Source organism: Nioella ostreopsis (assembly GCF_004000255.1).
In the GTDB taxonomy this organism is placed as follows: Bacteria; Pseudomonadota; Alphaproteobacteria; order Rhodobacterales; family Rhodobacteraceae; genus Nioella; species Nioella ostreopsis.
This window is the reverse complement of sequence record NZ_RCIQ01000001.1, coordinates 1-17,664: the sequence shown is the minus strand read 5'-3', so window position 1 is coordinate 17,664 and position 17,664 is coordinate 1. Positions and strand designations below refer to the sequence as shown.

The 17,664-nt window shown below is 61.9% G+C and carries 27 protein-coding genes and 1 riboswitch; of the genes, 3 read left to right on the top strand and 24 right to left on the bottom strand.

Translation table 11 applies throughout. From position 1 onward, the window contains the following. Nucleotides 1-15 precede the first annotated feature (15 nt). The 3 genes from gcvP to gcvT are packed head-to-tail and all read right to left on the bottom strand — an operon-like array spanning nt 16 to nt 4,360. Nucleotides 16-2,865 (bottom strand): aminomethyl-transferring glycine dehydrogenase, encoded by a 2,850-nt coding sequence (gcvP, locus tag EP237_RS00135; RefSeq protein ID WP_127556866.1) that lies wholly within the window; start codon nt 2,863-2,865, stop codon nt 16-18. Between the two features lie 12 nt (nt 2,866-2,877). Further along, the gene (gene gcvH / locus EP237_RS00130; protein WP_071688937.1) at nt 2,878-3,237 is read right to left on the bottom strand and encodes a glycine cleavage system protein GcvH; all 360 of its coding nucleotides are present in this window, start codon (nt 3,235-3,237) and stop codon (nt 2,878-2,880) included. Nucleotides 3,238-3,259: 22 nt separating this feature from the next. Further along, nucleotides 3,260-4,360, bottom strand: coding sequence for a glycine cleavage system aminomethyltransferase GcvT (gene gcvT, locus EP237_RS00125; protein WP_127556864.1), 1,101 nt, complete (start codon nt 4,358-4,360; stop codon nt 3,260-3,262). Nucleotides 4,361-4,502: 142 nt separating this feature from the next. Further along, nucleotides 4,503-4,592, bottom strand: a riboswitch (glycine riboswitch). Nucleotides 4,593-4,665: 73 nt separating this feature from the next. Between gcvT and EP237_RS00120 the strand changes: the two genes are divergently transcribed. Continuing rightward, complete coding sequence (locus tag EP237_RS00120) at nt 4,666-5,232, top strand: gamma-glutamylcyclotransferase family protein (protein ID WP_127556862.1); 567 nt, start codon at nt 4,666-4,668, stop codon at nt 5,230-5,232. Nucleotides 5,233-5,288: 56 nt separating this feature from the next. Here EP237_RS00120 and rpmD read toward each other — a convergent pair whose 3' ends face one another. The 11 genes from rpmD to rpmC all read right to left on the bottom strand — a co-directional run bounded on the left by rpmD (nt 5,289) and on the right by rpmC (nt 9,612). Then, entirely contained in the window at nt 5,289-5,477 is a 189-nt protein-coding gene (gene rpmD, locus EP237_RS00115; protein WP_071688940.1) for a 50S ribosomal protein L30, read from the bottom strand. A gap of 12 nt (nt 5,478-5,489) precedes the next feature. Beyond that, nucleotides 5,490-6,077 carry a 30S ribosomal protein S5 gene (rpsE, locus tag EP237_RS00110; RefSeq protein WP_127556860.1) on the bottom strand — a complete coding sequence of 196 codons (588 nt, stop codon included), beginning with the start codon at nt 6,075-6,077 and terminating at the stop codon, nt 5,490-5,492. 129 nt (nt 6,078-6,206) lie between these two features. After that, nucleotides 6,207-6,566, bottom strand: a complete 360-nt coding sequence (rplR, locus tag EP237_RS00105; RefSeq protein WP_127556858.1) for a 50S ribosomal protein L18 — start codon at nt 6,564-6,566, stop codon at nt 6,207-6,209. 11 nt (nt 6,567-6,577) lie between these two features. Next, nucleotides 6,578-7,111 (bottom strand): 50S ribosomal protein L6, encoded by a 534-nt coding sequence (gene rplF, locus EP237_RS00100; RefSeq protein ID WP_127556856.1) that lies wholly within the window; start codon nt 7,109-7,111, stop codon nt 6,578-6,580. A gap of 12 nt (nt 7,112-7,123) precedes the next feature. Continuing rightward, entirely contained in the window at nt 7,124-7,516 is a 393-nt protein-coding gene (gene rpsH, locus EP237_RS00095) for a 30S ribosomal protein S8 (RefSeq protein WP_127557757.1), read from the bottom strand. A gap of 15 nt (nt 7,517-7,531) precedes the next feature. Next, complete coding sequence (rpsN, locus tag EP237_RS00090; RefSeq protein ID WP_127556854.1) at nt 7,532-7,837, bottom strand: 30S ribosomal protein S14; 306 nt, start codon at nt 7,835-7,837, stop codon at nt 7,532-7,534. A gap of 21 nt (nt 7,838-7,858) precedes the next feature. Beyond that, complete coding sequence (gene rplE / locus EP237_RS00085; RefSeq protein ID WP_127556852.1) at nt 7,859-8,422, bottom strand: 50S ribosomal protein L5; 564 nt, start codon at nt 8,420-8,422, stop codon at nt 7,859-7,861. Beyond that, complete coding sequence (rplX, locus tag EP237_RS00080; protein WP_071688946.1) at nt 8,415-8,726, bottom strand: 50S ribosomal protein L24; 312 nt, start codon at nt 8,724-8,726, stop codon at nt 8,415-8,417. Before rplX ends, rplE begins: the two co-directional genes overlap by 8 nt. A gap of 1 nt (nt 8,727) precedes the next feature. Beyond that, nucleotides 8,728-9,096: a 50S ribosomal protein L14 gene (gene rplN / locus EP237_RS00075; RefSeq protein WP_007427594.1), complete on the bottom strand. Its 369-nt coding sequence runs from the start codon at nt 9,094-9,096 to the stop codon at nt 8,728-8,730. A gap of 74 nt (nt 9,097-9,170) precedes the next feature. After that, nucleotides 9,171-9,401: a 30S ribosomal protein S17 gene (rpsQ, locus tag EP237_RS00070; protein ID WP_127556850.1), complete on the bottom strand. Its 231-nt coding sequence runs from the start codon at nt 9,399-9,401 to the stop codon at nt 9,171-9,173. Between the two features lie 4 nt (nt 9,402-9,405). After that, a complete protein-coding gene (gene rpmC / locus EP237_RS00065; RefSeq protein WP_127556848.1) occupies nt 9,406-9,612 on the bottom strand; it encodes a 50S ribosomal protein L29 in 207 nt (68 codons plus the stop codon). Between the two features lie 229 nt (nt 9,613-9,841). On the opposite strand from rpmC, the gene EP237_RS00060 reads away from it, so the two are divergent. After that, nucleotides 9,842-10,462 (top strand): 2OG-Fe(II) oxygenase family protein, encoded by a 621-nt coding sequence (locus tag EP237_RS00060; RefSeq protein ID WP_127556846.1) that lies wholly within the window; start codon nt 9,842-9,844, stop codon nt 10,460-10,462. Between the two features lie 153 nt (nt 10,463-10,615). Beyond that, nucleotides 10,616-11,401, top strand: coding sequence for a TIGR00266 family protein (locus tag EP237_RS00055; protein WP_127556844.1), 786 nt, complete (start codon nt 10,616-10,618; stop codon nt 11,399-11,401). A gap of 190 nt (nt 11,402-11,591) precedes the next feature. On the opposite strand, the gene rplP is transcribed toward EP237_RS00055, so the two are convergent. The 10 genes from rplP to rpsJ form a co-directional block, all read right to left on the bottom strand. Further along, nucleotides 11,592-12,005 carry a 50S ribosomal protein L16 gene (gene rplP / locus EP237_RS00050; protein WP_127556842.1) on the bottom strand — a complete coding sequence of 138 codons (414 nt, stop codon included), beginning with the start codon at nt 12,003-12,005 and terminating at the stop codon, nt 11,592-11,594. 13 nt (nt 12,006-12,018) lie between these two features. Continuing rightward, on the bottom strand, nt 12,019-12,741 hold the full coding sequence (gene rpsC / locus EP237_RS00045; protein WP_127556840.1) for a 30S ribosomal protein S3: 723 nt from the start codon (nt 12,739-12,741) through the stop codon (nt 12,019-12,021). Further along, nucleotides 12,741-13,121 carry a 50S ribosomal protein L22 gene (rplV, locus tag EP237_RS00040; protein WP_071688953.1) on the bottom strand — a complete coding sequence of 127 codons (381 nt, stop codon included), beginning with the start codon at nt 13,119-13,121 and terminating at the stop codon, nt 12,741-12,743. Before rplV ends, rpsC begins: the two co-directional genes overlap by 1 nt. A gap of 3 nt (nt 13,122-13,124) precedes the next feature. Further along, nucleotides 13,125-13,403 (bottom strand): 30S ribosomal protein S19, encoded by a 279-nt coding sequence (gene rpsS, locus EP237_RS00035; protein ID WP_127556838.1) that lies wholly within the window; start codon nt 13,401-13,403, stop codon nt 13,125-13,127. Between the two features lie 3 nt (nt 13,404-13,406). Continuing rightward, on the bottom strand, nt 13,407-14,249 hold the full coding sequence (gene rplB / locus EP237_RS00030; RefSeq protein ID WP_127556836.1) for a 50S ribosomal protein L2: 843 nt from the start codon (nt 14,247-14,249) through the stop codon (nt 13,407-13,409). A gap of 380 nt (nt 14,250-14,629) precedes the next feature. Beyond that, nucleotides 14,630-15,115, bottom strand: a complete 486-nt coding sequence (locus EP237_RS00025) for a P-loop nucleotide/nucleoside kinase family protein (RefSeq protein ID WP_127556834.1) — start codon at nt 15,113-15,115, stop codon at nt 14,630-14,632. 105 nt (nt 15,116-15,220) lie between these two features. Continuing rightward, on the bottom strand, nt 15,221-15,517 hold the full coding sequence (locus tag EP237_RS00020) for a 50S ribosomal protein L23 (RefSeq protein WP_127556832.1): 297 nt from the start codon (nt 15,515-15,517) through the stop codon (nt 15,221-15,223). Further along, nucleotides 15,514-16,134 carry a 50S ribosomal protein L4 gene (rplD, locus tag EP237_RS00015; RefSeq protein WP_127556830.1) on the bottom strand — a complete coding sequence of 207 codons (621 nt, stop codon included), beginning with the start codon at nt 16,132-16,134 and terminating at the stop codon, nt 15,514-15,516. Before rplD ends, EP237_RS00020 begins: the two co-directional genes overlap by 4 nt. After that, nucleotides 16,131-16,853: a 50S ribosomal protein L3 gene (rplC, locus tag EP237_RS00010; RefSeq protein ID WP_127556828.1), complete on the bottom strand. Its 723-nt coding sequence runs from the start codon at nt 16,851-16,853 to the stop codon at nt 16,131-16,133. Before rplC ends, rplD begins: the two co-directional genes overlap by 4 nt. Nucleotides 16,854-16,866: 13 nt before the next feature. Beyond that, complete coding sequence (gene rpsJ, locus EP237_RS00005; protein WP_035248435.1) at nt 16,867-17,175, bottom strand: 30S ribosomal protein S10; 309 nt, start codon at nt 17,173-17,175, stop codon at nt 16,867-16,869. Between the last annotated feature and the right edge of the window lie 489 nt (nt 17,176-17,664).

The window sequence follows — 17,664 nt, the reverse complement described above, 5'->3', positions numbered from 1 at the left end:
GGCGCCTTCCTTGATTCATTCTGCCGCGTCGAGATAGTCCTCCAGCGGCGGGCAGGTGCAGACCAGATGCCGGTCGCCATAGGCGTTGTCCACCCGACCCACTGGCGGCCAGTATTTATCGACCCTGAAGCTTCCCGGCGGGAAACAGCCCTGCTCGCGGCTATAGGGCCGGTCCCAGTCCCCGATCAGCGCATTCACCGTGTGTGGCGCGTGTTTGAGCGGGTTGTTCTCGGCGTCCATCTCGCCCTTTTCGATCGCCGCAATCTCGTCGCGGATCGACAGCATCGCTGTGATGAAACGGTCCAGTTCGGCCTTGGTTTCGGACTCCGTCGGCTCCACCATCAGCGTGCCCGCGACCGGCCAGCTCATCGTCGGCGCGTGGAAGCCGTTGTCCATCAGCCGCTTGGCGATGTCATCGACGGTCACATGGGCGCTGTCCGCGAAGGGCCGGGTGTCGAGGATGCATTCATGGGCGATGCGCCCGCCCTTGCCTTTGAAGAGCACGTCATAGGCCCCTTCCAACCGCTTGGCGATGTAGTTGGCGTTGAGGATCGCCACCTTGGTCGCCTGCGTCAGCCCCTCGCCGCCCATCATCAGGATATAGGCCCAGGAGATCGGCAGGATCGAGGCAGAGCCAAGCGGCGCGGCGCTGACCGGGCCTTCGGTTCCGCCCGTTTCCGGGTGGCCCGGCAGATGCGGGGCCAGATGCGCCTTGACGCCGATGGGGCCCATGCCGGGGCCACCACCGCCATGCGGGATGCAGAAGGTCTTGTGCAGGTTCAGGTGGCTGACGTCACCGCCGATATCGCCGGGGCGTACCAGACCCACCATGGCGTTCATGTTGGCCCCGTCGATATAGACCTGACCACCGTGATCATGGGTGATCTGGCAAACCTCGCGCACCGTTTCCTCGAACACGCCATGTGTGGAAGGATAGGTGATCATGCAGGCCGCCAGCTTGTCGCCCGCCGCCTCGGCCTTGGCGCGGAAATCCTCCACGTCGATATCGCCGTTGTCTGCCGACTTCACCACCACGACCTTCATGTCGCACATATGCGCCGAGGCCGGGTTGGTGCCGTGAGCCGACACCGGGATCAGGCAGATATTGCGATCTCCCTGCCCATTGGCGCGGTGATAGGCCTGGATCGTCAGCAGGCCCGCATATTCCCCCTGTGCGCCCGAATTGGGTTGCAGGCTCATCGCGTCATAGCCGGTGATCTCGCAGAGCTGCGCCGACAGGTCCTTGGCCAGTTCCGCATATCCCTCAGCCTGATCCGCCGGGGCGAACGGGTGCATGTTGGAAAACTCGGGCCAGGTGATCGGCATCATCTCTGCCGCGGCGTTGAGCTTCATGGTGCACGACCCGAGCGGGATCATCGCGCGATCCAGTGCCAGGTCCCGGTCCGCCAGACGACGCATGTAGCGCATCATCTCGGTTTCCGCCCGGTTGAGGTGGAAAATTGGGTGGGTCAGATACTCTGACTGACGCAGCAACGCATCGGGGATGCGATATTCCTCGGTCAGACCGGCCTTGCGGTCGTGGATACCGAAGGCCCGCCAGAGCCGTTCGATGGTTGCAGGCCGCGTTGTTTCGTCCAGCGAGATCCCGATCCGCGTCTGACCGATCTTGCGGACATTGATCCGCTCGCGCCGGGCCGCGTCGATGATCGCGCCCTGCAGCGGGCCGACATCCACGGTGATCGTGTCGAAGAAGCTTTCAGGCTCGACCTTGTAGCCTTTTTCCTCCAGCCCCCGCGCCACGCGCACGGTCTTGCGATGCACCCGCTGCGCGATGGCCTTGAGACCCTCGGGACCATGAAACACGGCGTAGAAGCTGGCCATATTCGCCAACAGCGCCTGTGCGGTGCAGACGTTCGACGTGGCCTTTTCGCGGCGGATATGCTGCTCGCGGGTTTGCAGCGACAGACGGTAGGCGGGGTTGCCCTGCGCGTCGATGGACACACCCACGATCCGGCCCGGCATGTTCCGCTTGTAGGCGTCCTTGCAGGCCATATAGGCCGCCGACGGACCACCAAAGCCCATGGGCACGCCAAAGCGCTGCGTCGATCCCACGGCGATATCCGCCCCCATGGCGCCCGGTTCCTTCAGCACGGTCAGCGCCAGCGGGTCAGCGATGACGATCCCGATGGCCTTGGCCTCGTGCAGGCGGGAGATCTCGTCGGTGAAGTCGCGCACATGGCCATAGGTGCCCGGATACTGGAACACCGCGCCGAAGACGGCGTCAGGATCCAGATCGTCGGGGCTACCGACGATGATCTCGATGCCCAAGGGTGCCGCGCGGGTTTTCATTACGGCGATGTTCTGCGGGTGGCAGTTTTCATCGACGAAGAAGCCCGTTGCCTTCGATTTCGACACGCGCTGCGCCATGGTCATGGCCTCAGCCGCCGCCGTTGCCTCATCGAGCAGCGAGGCATTGGCGATATCCAGACCGGTCAGGTCCGTCACCATGGTCTGGTAGTTCAGCAGCGCCTCTAGACGCCCCTGCGAAATCTCGGGCTGATAGGGCGTATAGGCCGTGTACCAGGCCGGGTTTTCCAGCACATTGCGCTGGATCGCGGGCGGGCAGACGGTGCCGTAAAAGCCCTGCCCGATCATGGTGGAGAAGACCTTGTTCTTCTTGGCCACCTGCCGCATGTGATAAAGCAACTGCCGTTCTGACATCGGCTTGCCGAAATCGAGGGGCTTCTCCTGCCGCAGGCTGGCCGGAACGGTCTGGTCGATCAGCTCGTCCAGATCCTTCACCCCCAACACCTCGAACATCTCCGCCATTTCCGAGGGCGAAGGGCCGATGTGGCGGCGGTTGGCGAAGTCGTAGGGTTTGTAATCCGTGGGGGTGAAGGCCATCTGGGTCTCTCCTCAGTCGATCATCTCTTTGTAGGCGTCTTCGTCCATATACTCGTCCATCTGCGAGAGGTCGGTCGCCTTGATCTTGAAGAACCACGCCTCGCCCATGGGGTCGTCATTGACCATGCCGGGGGTGTCGGCCAGCGCGTCGTTCACTTCCACGATTTCACCATCGAGCGGCGCCATGATGTCGGAGGCCGCTTTCACGGATTCGATCACCACGATATCGTCATCCTTGGCCACCTGGGTGCCGGCCTCTGGCAGTTCCACGAACACCACATCGCCAAGGGCGGTCGCCGCGTGTTCGGTGATGCCCACGGTCACGATATCGCCATCGGCGCGCAGCCATTCATGTTCTTCGGTGAATTTCATCGGGTCTCTCCCTATTGTTGGATCAGCGTTTGTAATCGGGTTTGTGGAATGGCAGGTCGGTCTGCGCGGCGGGCAGGCGCTTGCCGCGGACTTCGCCATAAAGGGTAATGTCGGCGGGCACGGCGCTGTCGATGATCCCCATGGCAATCGGCGCACCGACCGACGGGCCAAAGCCGCCAGAGGTGATTACGCCGATCTGGGTGCCGCCTTCAGCCGCGTCAAAGAGCGCCACGCCGCCACGCATCGGCGCACGGCCTTCGGGGCGCAGGCCCACGCGACGGCGGGGGGCGCCGTTCTGCATTTCATCAAGAATGCGCTCTGCCCCAGGGAAGCCGCCCTCACGGTCGCCGCCCGCGCGGCGTGCTTTGTTCACGGCCCAGGCCTGACCCGCTTCGATCAGCGAAATATCCTCGGCTAGGTCATTGCCATAGAGCGGCATTCCCGCCTCCATCCGCAGGCTGTCGCGGGCACCGAGGCCAATTGGCATGACCTCGTCCATTGCCAGCAGCGCGCTTGCGAAACCTTCGGCGGCATCGGCAGGCACGGAAATCTCGAACCCATCCTCGCCGGTATAGCCCGAGCGGGAGATCCACAGCTCCACGCCGTTCCACGCGACCTGCGCCACGTCCATGAACTTCATCTCCGCAACCGAGGGCACCATCCGCTTCAGCGCGGTTTCGGCAAGCGGCCCCTGCAGCGCCATCAGCGCGCGGTCAGTCACTTCCTCGACGCCGTCGATAGCGGCGCGCATATGGGCGATGTCATGGTCCTTGCGCGAGGCATTGACGACCAAGAACAGGTCCCCCGCCCGCCGCGCGATCATCAGGTCATCCAGCACCCCGCCCGCGTCATTGGTAAACAGGCCGTAGCGCTGGCGGCCTTCCTTCAGCCCGATCACATCGGCTGGCACGAGGGTTTCGAGCGCCGCATCCGCCGACAGCGGCAGCAGAACCTGCCCCATATGGCTGACGTCAAAGAGCCCCGCCTTTTCGCGTGTGTGCAAGTGTTCCGCCATGACCCCGGCGGCAAACTGCACCGGCATCTCATAGCCGGCGAACGGCACCATCTTGGCGCCCTGCGCCTCGTGCAGCGCCTTCAGCGGCAGGTGTTTCAGATCGCTCATGCGGCCTCCCCTTTGCTTGACCGGGGCTGGCCCGGCATCGTCAAAACATGCGTAAACCGCATGTCACGATGCCCCCTCTGTCCTTTCGCCTGAGATCGTTATCCCTTCGGCGGACGCGATATGCGCCTCTCTCCAGAGTTCAGATGTCCAGCAGGTCCTGTTGCCTGAGAGTTTACCGGGGCGGTTGCTCCTTCGGCACCGGCACGCGGCCGGATTCTCCCTGCTTGAACGAGGGGCAGAATACCGATCTTTTTGATTCCGGCAAGCCCTTGCATGCAACCGCATACGCGGGCATTTCTTAGCCCATGTCAGACCCTTTCTTTTTTGGCTACGGCAGCCTCGTCAACCGATCCACCCATGCCTATCCCCGCGCTGCGAAAGCGACGGTGACGGGATGGGCGCGCGAATGGAAGAAATCAAAGCTGCGCCGCGTGGCCTTCCTGACGGCGGTCGAGGCCCATGGCGAAGAGATCGACGGGCTGATCGCCGCCGTGCCGGGGGCCGATTGGGTGGCGCTGGATGAACGGGAACGCGCCTATCACCGGCTTCCCGTGATGGAGATCCGCCATGACCACCCGCCCCTGCCCGACATCCAGATCTACCGCGCAAGCGCGGATCATATAGAAGAAGCAGGCGACCATGTCCTGCTGCAAAGCTATCTGGATGTGGTGGTGCAGGGCTATCTGCGGGAATTCGGGGCCGAGGGGGCAGACCGTTTCTTCGCCACAACCCACGGCTGGGACATGCCCATTTGCCAGGACCGCGAAGACCCCGTCTATCCCCGGCATCAGCGGCTGACATCCGAGGAGCGGGATTTCGTCGATGACCGGTTGGCGCGGCTTGGGGTCAGCTTCACTGACAGGCGTCCGTGAACAAAAAAACGCCCCGGCCTGTCGACCGGGGCGCTTCTCTAATCTCTCAGGGCGGCTTAATCGCGCTCTTCGATGATTTCGACCATATGCGGGATCTTGGCGATCATGCCACGGACGGAAGGGGTGTCTTCCAGTTCGCGGGTCTTGTGCATCTTGTTCAGGCCCAGGCCGATCAGCGTCTGGCGCTGGATGGCGGGGCGGCGGATCGGGGAGCCGATCTGCTTGACGACGATGGTTTTTGCCATGGGTGCGTCTCCTTACGATTCAGCTGCTTCAGCGGCTTCGGGAGCGGCAGCGTCTGCTTCCGGCTTGCGCAGGATGTCGGCCACTTTCTTGCCACGGCGTGCCGCAACCATACGCGGGGAGGACTCGTTGCGGAGACCGTCCAGCGTGGCGCGGATCATGTTGTAGGGGTTCTGGGACCCGGTCGACTTGGCAACCACGTCCTTGACACCCAGCATCTCGAACACGGCGCGCATCGGACCACCGGCGATGATTCCGGTGCCTTCCGGAGCGGTGCGCATGGTCACCTTGCCGGCACCGTGATGGCCCTTGACGTCGTGATGCAGGGTGCGGCCTTCCTTCAGCGGCACACGGATCAGCTGACGCTTGGCCTGCTCGGTCGCCTTGCGGATCGCCTCGGGCACCTCTTTGGCCTTGCCTTTGCCGAAACCGACGCGGCCACGCTGGTCGCCCACAACCACGAGGGCTGCGAAGCCAAAGCGCTTACCACCTTTAACGGTCTTGGAGACCCGGTTGATCGCAACCAGACGATCTGCGAATTCGGGCGTTTCTTCCCGTTCCTGACGGCGGCCACGGCCCCCGCGGTTTTCACGTTCTGCCATTGATGGCATCCTTATCCTGGTGGCGCGCCCTGCACGCCGGTTTGTGTCAATCGAAGTGGGCCTGAATCGACCCCCCGATCATCGAGGCGGCACCGCAAGGCGCCGCCTGCAAAAGACCCTTGAGAGGTCTTAGAACTTCAGACCACCTTCACGCGCAGCGTCGGCCAGTGCCTTCACCTTGCCGTGGAAGAGGAAGCCGCCACGGTCGAAGTAGCACTCTTCGACGCCTTTGGCCTTGGCACGCTCGGCAATGGCCGCGCCCACCTTGGTGGCTGCTTCGACGTTGTTCTGGCCGACCACGCCCAGATCTTTCTCCATGGTGGAGGCAGATGCCAGGGTGACGCCATTCACGTCGTCGATCAGCTGAACGCTGATGTTCTTGTTCGAACGGTGCACCGACAGGCGCGGACGCCCATTCGCGGTTGCCCGCAGCTTGTTCCGGACGCGCAGGCGGCGTTTCTGGAACAGGACTTTTTTGCTGTTTGCCATTTTTCGCGCCTTTACTTCTTCTTGCCTTCCTTGCGGAAGATATACTCATCCTTGTAGCGGATGCCTTTGCCCTTGTAGGGCTCGGGCTTGCGCCATTCGCGGATGTTTGCTGCAACCTGGCCGACCTCTTGCTGGTCGATGCCTTCAACGATGATTTCGGTGGGCTTCGGCGCGGTCACGGTGACCCCGGCCGGAACCTCGAAATTCACGTCATGCGACAGGCCGAGCGACAGTTTCAGGACATTGCCCTGCATCTGCGCGCGGTAACCTACACCCTGGATCTCCAGCTCTTTTTTGAAGCCTTCGGTCACACCGGCCACCAGATTGGCGACCTGGGTGCGGGACATGCCCCACTGCTGACGGGCCCGCTTGGACTTGCCGCGCGGGGTGACCGACACGGCATTGTCTTCAACGGTGATCGTCACATCGTCGGTTGCGGTGAACGTGCGGGTGCCTTTCGGCCCCTTCACTTCAACGGTCTGGCCGGAGACGGATGCCGAAACACCCGACGGCAGCTCGACCGGTTTCTTACCAATACGAGACATTGCCAAACCTCCTTAGAACACGGTGCAGAGCACTTCGCCGCCAACATTGGCGCCACGTGCAGCTGCATCCGACATCACGCCCTTGGACGTGGAGACGATGGAAACACCCATGCCCTGACGGACCTGCGGGATGTCGTTGACGCTCATGTACACGCGACGGCCGGGCTTGGACACGCGCTTGACTTCGCGGATCACAGGCTCGCCTTCATAGTACTTGAGGCTGATTTCGATGGTGGGATGGCCATTTGCATCCGTGCCACGTTCGTAGCCGCGGATATAGCCTTCGTCGGCCAGCACATCCAGAACCCATGCGCGCAGCTTCGATGCCGGGGTCGACACGGTCGACTTGCCACGCATCTGGGCGTTGCGGATACGGGTCAGCATATCACCGATAGGATCGTTCATCATGTCAAACCCTCCTTACCAGCTCGACTTGACCATGCCGGGGATCTGGCCGTTCGAGGCCAGGTCACGCAGCTTGATCCGCGACATTTTCAGCTTGCGGTAATACGCCTTGGGGCGACCGGTCAGCTGGCAACGGTTGTGCAGGCGAGTGGCCGAGCTGTTGCGCGGCAGTTTCGCCAGCTTCAGGCGCGCCTTGAAGCGCTCTTCCATCGGCCGCTCTTCATCATTCGCGATTTCCTTCAGCGCGGCGCGCTTGACGGCATATTGTGCCACCAGACGTTCCCGCTTCAGTTCGCGTTCGATCATTGCTTTCTTAGCCATGTTCTACTTCCTCTCCGCGGCTCAGCTGTTGAACGGCATGTTGAAATGCTTCAACAGCGCCTTAGCTTCCGCGTCGGTACCCGCGGTGGTGGTGATCACGATATCCATGCCCCAGACCTCATCGACCTTGTCGAAGTTGATCTCGGGGAACACGATATGTTCCTTCATGCCCATGGCGTAGTTGCCACGGCCGTCGAAGGACTTGCCCGACACGCCGCGGAAGTCGCGGATGCGGGGCATTGCAATCGTGATCAGGCGATCGAGGAATTCGTACATGCGGTCGCCGCGCAGGGTGACCTTGGCGCCGAGCGGCATGCCTTCACGAACCCGGAAACCGGCGATCGACTTGGAGGCCTTCGTGGTCAGAGCCTTCTGGCCAGCGATGGCGGTCAGGTCTTCCTGGGCCGACTTGGCCTTCTTGGAATCGCGAACCGCTTCGGCCCCGCAGCCGATGTTCAGGACGATCTTGTCCAGGCGCGGGATCTGCATGTCGTTCTTGTAGCCGAACTCTTCCTTCATGGCAGCACGGATGCTGTCCTTGTAGGCGGCCTTCAGACGCGGGGTGTAGTTTGCGGAATCAAGCATCGATCACGTCCCCCGTGGTCTTGGCGTAACGGACCTTCTTGTCGCCTTCCATGCGGAAGCCAACGCGGGTCGGTTTGCCGTTTGCGTCGATCAGCGCGAGGTTCGACAGCTGGATCGGCATTGCCTTGGGAAGGCGGCCGCCCTGGTCGGTCTGGCTCTGACGGGTATGGCGGATTGCCATGTTGATGCCGTCCACGACGGCTTTGCCGGCCTTGGGGTCGACGGAGGCGATGGTGCCTTCCTTGCCCTTGTCCTTGCCGGCCAGCACGACGACCTTGTCGCCGGTTTTCAGCTTAGCAGCCATCTTACAGCACCTCCGGGGCGAGCGAGATGATCTTCATGAAGTTCTTGGCACGCAGTTCGCGCACGACCGGCCCGAAGATACGGGTACCGACCGGCTCACCTGCGTTGTTCAGGATCACGGCGGCGTTGCGGTCAAAGCGGATGGCGGTGCCGTCTTCACGGCGAACTTCCTTGGCGGTGCGCACGACGACGGCCTTGCGGACGTCCCCTTTCTTCACGCGGCCGCGCGGGATGGCTTCCTTCACCGAGACGACAATGATGTCGCCGACGGAGGCGTATTTACGCTTGGAACCACCCAGGACCTTGATGCACTGCACCCGGCGAGCGCCGGAGTTGTCAGCGACATCCAGATTGGTCTGCATCTGGATCATGTGGTTTCTCCCGACCTGTGGGGGCTGGTCTTGTTAATTCCCCCAGGGTTTCGTTCAATCTGAAAGGAGATCGCTTAGTTCGCGATCACTTCCCAGCGTTTCGACTTCGAAATCGGTGCACATTCCTGGATACGGACGGTGTCGCCGGTTTTGAAAGTGTTGTTGGCATCGTGAGCCCGGTACTTCTTGGACTTACGGATGGTCTTCTGCAGCACGGGGTGCTTGAAGCGGCGTTCGACAGACACGGTGACGGTCTGTTCGTTCTTGTCGCTGGTGACGGTGCCGGTAAGGATACGTTTGGGCATTGTCTTACGCCTCCGCCGCGGCAGCAGCCGCTTTTTCGTTCAGGATCGTCAGAACGCGGGCCGCAGAGCGGCGCACGTTGCGCATACGCGCGGTGTTCTCGATTTGGCCGGTGGCCTGCTGGAAGCGCAGGTTGAAGGCCTCTTTCTTCAGATTGGCAAGCTCTTCCCGGAGTTGATCCGGCGTCTTGTCACGCAGTTCCTGGGCGTTCATCGCCTTTTCCTTTTCTTACAATCACCAGAAGGCGCCTCGGGTTGCTGAGGGTAACCTTGGCCCTGGTGGTTATATGACAAACGACGAATCCCCGGGGGGACCCGGGGACTCGGCAGATGCCGCTCTATAGGGGTATGGGCCGTGAAGGGCAAGGGGGAGTTTCCAACTCTTGCTCCCTCTGGCAATCTGCCCCCTCGCATAGCTCTTTGTGGTGGAGTAATAGCAGCACATGCCCCAGATATCCTCCCTCTTCGTGACCCGCCTGTACCGCGCCCGCCTGTCGGAGTTCGCCCCTGAAATCGACCCGCAGGAACTGGACAATTCCTGCATCGTGATCGCCGAAGATGACGAGGCGGGACAGGAATGGTGCGAGGAGAATGGCTATCCCGGCTATACCTCCTACGCGTCGCTCACCGACCTGCCCTGGCGCTTTCCGATCTTCGCCGATCTGGTGAAGGTGCTCGACCAGCACGTCGCGGCCTTCGCCGAAGATCTGGAATTCGATCTCGATGGCCGCCAGCTGGTGCTGGAGGATCTGTGGATCAACATCCTGCCCGAGGGCGGCATGCATTCGAGCCACCTGCATCCGCATTCCGTCATTTCCGGCACCACCTATGTGGCGATGCCAGACGGGGCCAGCGCCCTGAAGCTGGAGGACCCGCGGTCAGGCCGGATGATGGCCGCCCCTGCGCGGCTCAAAGGCGCGCGGGAGGAGCTGAAGACCTTCATCTATGTGAAACCGGATGTGGGCGATGTGCTGCTCTGGGAAAGCTGGCTGCGCCACGAGGTGCCGATGAACATGGCCGAAGAGGAACGGATCTCGGTCAGTTTCAACTACCGGTGGGAGTGAAACGCGCGCTGCGTTGCGCGGCCCTGCTGCTGAGCTGAGCGCGGCGCATCAAGCCGCCATAGCCTGTTCCCCGCACAGGACACTTGACCCTCGCCCGCGCGGCGTCAATTCTCGGCTGGACGATATTTTCCGCAACCAAAAAGGAATTTTCCGATGCAATGCCACGAGGTCGACTATGAGGTGTTTGGCGACGACATGCAGATCGTCGAGGTGGAGCTTGACCCCGGCGAAAAGGTGATCGCCGAGGCCGGAGCGATGAATTACCTGGAAGATGGCATCGATTTCGAAAGCCGCATGGGCGATGGCGCGCGGCCCTCGGGCGGGATCATGAATTCGCTGCTCAATGTCGGCAAACGGGTGCTGACGGGGGAATCCATCTTCCTCACCCATTTCACCAATAACGGGCAGGGCAAGAAGCGCGTGGCCTTCGCGGCCCCCTATCCCGGCAAGATCATCCCGGTGAATATGGCCGAGATCGGGGGCGAACTGATCTGCCAGAAGGATGCCTTCCTCTGCGCCGCCTTCGGCACCACCACGGGTATCGCGTTTCAGAAGAAGCTCGGCGTCGGGTTTTTCGGTGGCGAAGGCTTTATCCTTCAGCGCCTGAACGGCGACGGAATGGCCTTCATCCACGTGGGCGGCACCGTCATCAAGCGCGAGCTTGCGGCGGGCGAGACCCTGCGCGTCGATACCGGGTGCCTGGCCGCGATGGATGGCAGTGTCGGCTACGATATCGAGCGCGCCGGAAACCTGAAATCCATGGTCTTCGGGGGTGAAGGGCTCTTCCTTGCCACCCTGAAAGGCCCCGGCACCGTCTGGCTGCAAAGCCTGCCCTTCTCGCGCCTCGCCGACCGCATCATGCGCGCCGCGATGCCGGGCGGCAGCAAGGGCGAGGGATCCGTGCTTGGCGGCTTGGGGGATATGTTCGGGGACCGATAGGGGCACGCGGGGAAGCGCCTTCGAAGGCGCTTTGACCCGATTTCGAAATCGGGTTGGAAGGCGGTTCGAACCGCCTTGGCCCCGCTCAACGTCAAACGGCTCGCGCAAACCGGATCGTAGCAAAAGGAAAACCCCCGCCGATCGCTCGACGGGGGTTTTGATATCGTAGGGTGGGCAGTTTGCCCACCAATTACCAGTCTTCGCGGACCACGGTGCGGGTCTTGATCGGCAGCTTCATCGCAGCCAGGCGCAGGGCCTCGCGGGCGATCGGCTCGGACACGCCGTCGATCTCGAACATGATCCGGCCGGGCTTGACCTTGCAGGCCCAGTAATCGACGGACCCTTTACCTTTACCCATCCGAACTTCGACGGGCTTCGAGGTCACGGGCAGATCGGGGAAGATCCGGATCCAGACACGACCCTGACGCTTCATGTGACGCGTCATGGCCCGACGGGCGGCTTCGATCTGACGGGCGGTGACCCGCTCGGGTTGCAGCGCCTTCAGGCCGAAGGTGCCGAAGTTCAGGTCAGACCCGCCCTTCGCTTCACCGCGAATGCGGCCCTTGTGCTGTTTGCGGAATTTTGTGCGCTTCGGTTGCAGCATTTTCTTCTACTCCTTAGCGATCACGACGGCCGCGGCCACCGCCCTGAGGACGCGGTCCGCCACCTTCCTGGGCTTCAGCGTGGCGACGGTCACGGGCAGCGGGATCGTGCTCCATGATTTCGCCTTTGAAGATCCAGGTCTTGATGCCGATGATGCCGTAGGGCGTGGACGCCTCGGCATGTGCATAGTCGATGTCGGCGCGAAGGGTGTGAAGCGGCACACGGCCCTCACGATACCATTCGGTCCGTGCGATCTCTGCGCCACCCAGACGGCCGGCAACGTTCACGCGGATGCCCAGGGCACCCATGCGCATGGCGTTCTGCACGGCGCGCTTCATGGCACGACGGAAGGACACACGACGTTCCAGCTGCTGCGCGATGGATTCTGCCACCAGGGCAGCATCCAGCTCGGGCTTGCGGATCTCAACGATGTTGAGATGCAATTCCGACGCGGTCATCGACGCGAGCTTCTTGCGCAGGGTTTCGATATCGGCGCCTTTCTTGCCGATGATCACGCCCGGACGCGCGGTGTGAACGGTGACGCGGCACTTGCGGTGCGGACGTTCGATGATCACACGGGACACGCCCGCCTGCTTGCACTCTTCGTGGATGAACTCACGGATCTTGATGTCCTCCATCAGGAGGTTCCCGTAGTCCTTGGTATCGGCATACCAGCGGCTGTCCCAGGTGCGGTTCACCTGCAGGCGCATGCCAATCGGATTAACCTTGTGACCCATTAGGCTTGCTCCTCAACTTGACGCACCTTGATGGTGAGTTCCGAAAACGGCTTCACGATCCGGCCAAAGCGGCCACGGCCACGCGGGCGACCGCGCTTCATGACCATGTTCTTGCCGACATAGGCTTCGGCAACGACCAGTTCGTCCACGTCGAGATTGTGGTTGTTCTCGGCGTTGGCAATCGCGGACTGCAGGCACTTCTTCACGTCCTGTGCGATCCGCTTCTGCGAGAAGGTCAGATCGGCCAGAGCCTTGTCCACGGACTTGCCACGGATCATCTGTGCGACGAGGTTCAGCTTCTGCGGGCTGGTGCGCAGCATGCGCAGCTTGGCCATCGCCTCGTTATCCGCCACGCGGCGGGGATTCTTATCCTTGCCCATGGCTTACTTCCTCTTCGCTTTCTTGTCGGCCGCGTGACCGTAATAGGTCCGCGTCGGCGAATATTCACCGAACTTCTGGCCAATCATGTCCTCGGTGACGTTCACCGGGATATGCTTCTTGCCATTGTAGACGCCGAAGGTAAGGCCCACGAACTGGGGCAGGATGGTGGAACGGCGCGACCAGATCTTGATGACCTCGTTGCGGCCCGACTCGCGGGCTTTCTCGGCCTTCTTGAGGACGTAAGAGTCGACAAAAGGACCTTTCCAGACGGAACGCGACATGGATTAGCGCCCTTTCTTCTTGGCGTGACGCGAGCGGATGATCAGCTTCGACGACGCCTTGTTCTTGTTGCGGGTACGAGCCCCTTTGGTCGGCTTGCCCCAGGGGGTAACCGGGTGACGGCCGCCAGAGGTCCGGCCTTCACCACCACCATGGGGGTGATCGACCGGGTTCATCACGACACCACGCACAGAGGGGCGGATGCCCTTGTGGCGGTTGCGACCGGCCTTACCGATATTCTGGTTCGAGTTGTCCGGGTTCGACACGGCACCAACGGTGGCCATGCATTCCTGACGCACGAGGCGAAGCTCGCCCGAGGACAGGCGAATCTGGGCGTAGCCACCGTCACGGCCGACGAACTGGGCATAGGTGCCCGCGGCGCGTGCGATCTGGCCACCCTTGCCGGGCTTCAGTTCGATATTGTGGACGATGGTACCGATCGGCATACCCGAGAAGGGCATCGCGTTACCGGGCTTGATGTCGGCCTTGGCCGAGGCGATCACCTTGTCGCCAAGTCCCAGACGCTGCGGAGCGAGGATATAGGCCTGCTCGCCGTCTTCGTACTTGACCAGGGCGATGAACGCGGTCCGGTTGGGGTCATATTCGATCCGCTCGACGGTCGCGGTGACGTCGAACTTGTTCCGCTTGAAATCGACGATGCGATAGAGGCGCTTTGCCCCACCGCCGCGGCGGCGCATCGTGATCCGTCCGGTGTTGTTCCGGCCGCCCGACTTCGTCAGACCCTCGGTGAGGGCCTTGACAGGACGTCCTTTCCACAGCTCCGAACGGTCGATCAGAACCAGCCCACGCTGGCCCGGCGTCGTCGGCTTATACGACTTGAGTGCCATGTTTACTGTCTTCCGTTTTCTGTGCGGGTCATGCAGCAGTTGCCGCGAAACCCTGATGTTATAGGCCCCCGTAGGTGCCCGTCGTGAATGTCCTTGCGGACAAAAGCAGAGCCCCGGACGAATCCGGGGCCTTGCCGATGGGGTCTCTTAGGGGGTTCGGGGGGTGGGGTCAAGCACCGTAGATGACAAATGGAGCGCGCCTTGGGATCGACAGACCGCAGGATGGCGAAGCAACATCTATGGGGCGCAGTTTATCTCTACAACTCCTCGGAGCGTCAAAGCGTTGCGCTGACCTCAACCAAATCACCAGCCCGGGGGGCAGTCTGGCAATCGAGCGGCGGCCTACGACCTTGATTCCGCTCCGAGCCCATGCCCTAAGCTCAATGCACCGCCATCCTGAACCCTTCCCCCTCGCTCGGCGGCACGAAGTGGCTGGTGATCTTCTCGAACTGCTCATCCGTCACTTCGAACGGGTGCTCGCCGCCTGCATTGCGCGCTTTTAGGCGGGCCTTGCAGACCTCATCCGAAACGTCGAGGTAATGAAGGGTGTGCGGTGCACCAGTGCTGTCGGCCAGCTCCTTCATCCATCGGCGCTGCTCGACCGTGTTGGCCGGGAAATCCAGCACCACGCTCACCCCCGCTGCCAGCAAGTCGCGCACCAGCGGCCCCACAACCTTTTTCAACCGTATGGAACAGCGCACATAATCGGGGATCGTCACCAGTTCGTCAGGGTAGAGCAGCGGCAGCCACTCGTCCTCTGACAGCACCACCGCGCGATGCTCTGCCGCCAATGCCTTTGACAAGGTCGATTTCCCCGCCGCGATCTTTCCGCACAGGAAATGCAGTTCGGCTTGGCCGCTCGACATAATCATAACCCCTTCGTCCGATCCCCCAAACCATATGGGGCATCCCCAAAACAAGAAAACCCCCGGCTTTCGCCGAGGGTTCCCTCAATCATAGTGACCAGATGATCAGAGGCCGGTCGATACGTCGATTGTGTTGCCCTCTTCGAGGGTCACATAGGCCTTCTTCACGTCCTTCCGCTTGCCGAGCTGGCCGCGGAACCGCTTGGTTTTACCCTTGGTGATGGTGGTGTTGACCGCCTTCACCTTCACGCCGAAGAGGCTTTCCACCGCTTCCTTGATCTGGGGCTTGTTCGCGTCAATCGCCACCTCAAAAACAACCGCGCCGTTTTCGGACGCCATGGTCGACTTTTCGGTGATGACCGGCTTGCGGATCACATCGTAATGTTCGGGCTTCGCGCTCATTTCAGTCGAGCCTCCAGTGCTTCGACACCCGCCTTGGTGATCACCAGGGTGTCACGCTTGAGGATGTCATAGACGTTTGCGCCCATGGTCGGCAGAACATCGAGACCCTCGATGTTGCGCGCGGCCTTGGCGAAGTTTGCGTCCACGTCGGCGCCGTCGATGATCAGCGCGCGCTTCCAACCCAGTTCCTTGACCTGCTTGGCCAGAACGGAGGTTTTTGCGACGTCCATCGAGATGCTGTCCAGAACGACCAGTTCACCCGCTGCCGCCTTTGCGGACAGGGCGTGACGCAGGCCGAGCTTGCGGAACTTCTTCGGCAGGTCGTGGCCGTGGCTACGCGGGGTCGGGCCCTTGTAGACACCACCCTTGCGGAAGATCGGCGCGTTCCGGTCCCCGTGGCGTGCGCCACCGGTGCCCTTCTGACGGTAGATCTTCTTGGTCGAGTAGCTGGTTTCCGACCGGGTCTTCACCTTGTGGGTGCCGGCCTGCGCATTGTTGCGCTGCCAGCGAACGACGCGGTGCAGGATGTCGGCGCGCGGTTCCAGGCCGAAGAGCGCTTCGTCCAGATCCACGGTACCGGCAGAACCGCCATCGAGCTTGATTACATCAAGTTTCATTCTTCCGCTCCTTCAGCAGGAGCCTCGACCGGCGCGTCCACGGCGGCCGATTTCACGGCTGCGGGGAACGGAACGCCATCGGGCAGTTTCTTCTTCACGGCATCCTTGATGGTGACCCAGCCACCCTTCGATCCTGGAACGGCGCCCTTGACCATGATCAGACCGCGGTCTGCATCGGTCTTGACGACTTCCAGGTTCTGGGTGGTGACGCGCACGGCGCCCATGTGGCCGGCCATCTTCTTGCCTTTGAACACGCGGCCCGGGTCCTGACACTGACCGGTGGAGCCGTGCGACCGGTGGCTGATCGACACGCCGTGAGAGGCGCGCAGACCACCGAAGTTGTGCCGCTTCATGGCACCGGCGAAGCCTTTACCGATCGAGGTGCCGGACACGTCGACCTTCTGGCCTTCGAGGAAGTGTTCGGCCGACAGTTCGGCGCCCACTTCGATCAGGTTGTCCGGGGTCACGCGGAATTCGGCCAGCTTGCGCTTGGGGGCCACGCCGTTACCGGCGAAGTGACCGCGCATGGCCTTGGAAACGCGCTTGACCTTCGGGGTGCCCGCGCCGAGCTGAACGGCCGAATAGCCATCCTTCTCGGAGGTGCGCTGCGACACGACCTGCAGGTTATCAAGCTGAAGAACGGTCACAGGAATCTGCTTGCCGTCTTCCATGAACAGGCGGGTCATGCCTACCTTCTTGGCGATCAATCCAGAGCGCATCTGATTGCCCTCCTTAGACCGAAATCTGAACGTCGACGCCGGCCGCGAGGTCGAGCTTCATCAGCGCGTCCACGGTCTGCGGGGTCGGGTCAACGATGTCGAGCAGGCGCTTGTGGGTACGGATTTCCCACTGGTCCCGGCTCTTCTTGTCAACATGGGGGCCACGGAGAACCGTGAATTTCTCGATCTTGTTCGGCAGCGGGATCGGTCCGCGAACTTGCGCGCCGGTCCGCTTGGCGGTGTTGACGATCTCTTGCGTGGAGGCATCCAGCACACGATAGTCAAACGCCTTGAGCCGGATACGAATGTTCTGACTTTGCATGTCATTCGCCCTTTCAGGCTTGGAGTTGATAGGACGACCGGCGGCTCATTCCCCCGGCCCTCGTCGAACTCAAAAAGCGGGACCGAATCCCGCTTCTCAAGCAGTCCGCATCAGCGAACCCGCGCGATGTACAGGGGATGGGGGGATGGGGCAAGGGGAAAGTTGGGGATTTCCACCACCTTCCGTTGCCCAACCAGTTGCAGGCACCGGGCGCGGAATCAAGGCGAAGCCGCCGCGCATTGCCGACGCGCCCCGACGCGGAGGCGATTTGGTGAGGGAAGCGCGACATTGTGAGCGTTTGCGGGTTTGGCCTGGATAAAGTGGCATCACCTACTGTTCGGATCGCCCCCGCGTGCGTCGGCAATGCGCTAACGTTCAGATGACCCCGTCGCTGTCCGGGCCGCGTCCCAATCAAAAAGGCCCGCTCATTTGAGCGGGCCTTTCCGTTAGTCCTGGTGATCCTGTCGCTTATGCGAGGATCTTCGACAC

Coding starts and splice junctions, on each gene's coding strand:
- gcvP (WP_127556866.1), bottom strand. CDS start 2,865: ATGGCCTTCACCCCCACGGATTACAAACCCTACGACTTCGCCAACCGC.
- gcvH (WP_071688937.1), bottom strand. CDS start 3,237: ATGAAATTCACCGAAGAACATGAATGGCTGCGCGCCGATGGCGATATC.
- gcvT (WP_127556864.1), bottom strand. CDS start 4,360: ATGAGCGATCTGAAACACCTGCCGCTGAAGGCGCTGCACGAGGCGCAG.
- EP237_RS00120 (WP_127556862.1), top strand. CDS start 4,666: ATGTCAGACCCTTTCTTTTTTGGCTACGGCAGCCTCGTCAACCGATCC.
- rpmD (WP_071688940.1), bottom strand. CDS start 5,477: ATGGCAAAAACCATCGTCGTCAAGCAGATCGGCTCCCCGATCCGCCGC.
- rpsE (WP_127556860.1), bottom strand. CDS start 6,077: ATGGCAGAACGTGAAAACCGCGGGGGCCGTGGCCGCCGTCAGGAACGG.
- rplR (WP_127556858.1), bottom strand. CDS start 6,566: ATGGCAAACAGCAAAAAAGTCCTGTTCCAGAAACGCCGCCTGCGCGTC.
- rplF (WP_127556856.1), bottom strand. CDS start 7,111: ATGTCTCGTATTGGTAAGAAACCGGTCGAGCTGCCGTCGGGTGTTTCG.
- rpsH (WP_127557757.1), bottom strand. CDS start 7,516: ATGAACGATCCTATCGGTGATATGCTGACCCGTATCCGCAACGCCCAG.
- rpsN (WP_127556854.1), bottom strand. CDS start 7,837: ATGGCTAAGAAAGCAATGATCGAACGCGAACTGAAGCGGGAACGTCTG.
- rplE (WP_127556852.1), bottom strand. CDS start 8,422: ATGCTTGATTCCGCAAACTACACCCCGCGTCTGAAGGCCGCCTACAAG.
- rplX (WP_071688946.1), bottom strand. CDS start 8,726: ATGGCTGCTAAGCTGAAAACCGGCGACAAGGTCGTCGTGCTGGCCGGC.
- rplN (WP_007427594.1), bottom strand. CDS start 9,096: ATGATCCAGATGCAGACCAATCTGGATGTCGCTGACAACTCCGGCGCT.
- rpsQ (WP_127556850.1), bottom strand. CDS start 9,401: ATGCCCAAACGTATCCTTACCGGCACCGTCACCAGCGACAAGAACGAA.
- rpmC (WP_127556848.1), bottom strand. CDS start 9,612: ATGAACGCCCAGGAACTGCGTGACAAGACGCCGGATCAACTCCGGGAA.
- EP237_RS00060 (WP_127556846.1), top strand. CDS start 9,842: ATGCCCCAGATATCCTCCCTCTTCGTGACCCGCCTGTACCGCGCCCGC.
- EP237_RS00055 (WP_127556844.1), top strand. CDS start 10,616: ATGCAATGCCACGAGGTCGACTATGAGGTGTTTGGCGACGACATGCAG.
- rplP (WP_127556842.1), bottom strand. CDS start 12,005: ATGCTGCAACCGAAGCGCACAAAATTCCGCAAACAGCACAAGGGCCGC.
- rpsC (WP_127556840.1), bottom strand. CDS start 12,741: ATGGGTCACAAGGTTAATCCGATTGGCATGCGCCTGCAGGTGAACCGC.
- rplV (WP_071688953.1), bottom strand. CDS start 13,121: ATGGGCAAGGATAAGAATCCCCGCCGCGTGGCGGATAACGAGGCGATG.
- rpsS (WP_127556838.1), bottom strand. CDS start 13,403: ATGTCGCGTTCCGTCTGGAAAGGTCCTTTTGTCGACTCTTACGTCCTC.
- rplB (WP_127556836.1), bottom strand. CDS start 14,249: ATGGCACTCAAGTCGTATAAGCCGACGACGCCGGGCCAGCGTGGGCTG.
- EP237_RS00025 (WP_127556834.1), bottom strand. CDS start 15,115: ATGTCGAGCGGCCAAGCCGAACTGCATTTCCTGTGCGGAAAGATCGCG.
- EP237_RS00020 (WP_127556832.1), bottom strand. CDS start 15,517: ATGAGCGCGAAGCCCGAACATTACGATGTGATCCGCAAGCCGGTCATC.
- rplD (WP_127556830.1), bottom strand. CDS start 16,134: ATGAAACTTGATGTAATCAAGCTCGATGGCGGTTCTGCCGGTACCGTG.
- rplC (WP_127556828.1), bottom strand. CDS start 16,853: ATGCGCTCTGGATTGATCGCCAAGAAGGTAGGCATGACCCGCCTGTTC.
- rpsJ (WP_035248435.1), bottom strand. CDS start 17,175: ATGCAAAGTCAGAACATTCGTATCCGGCTCAAGGCGTTTGACTATCGT.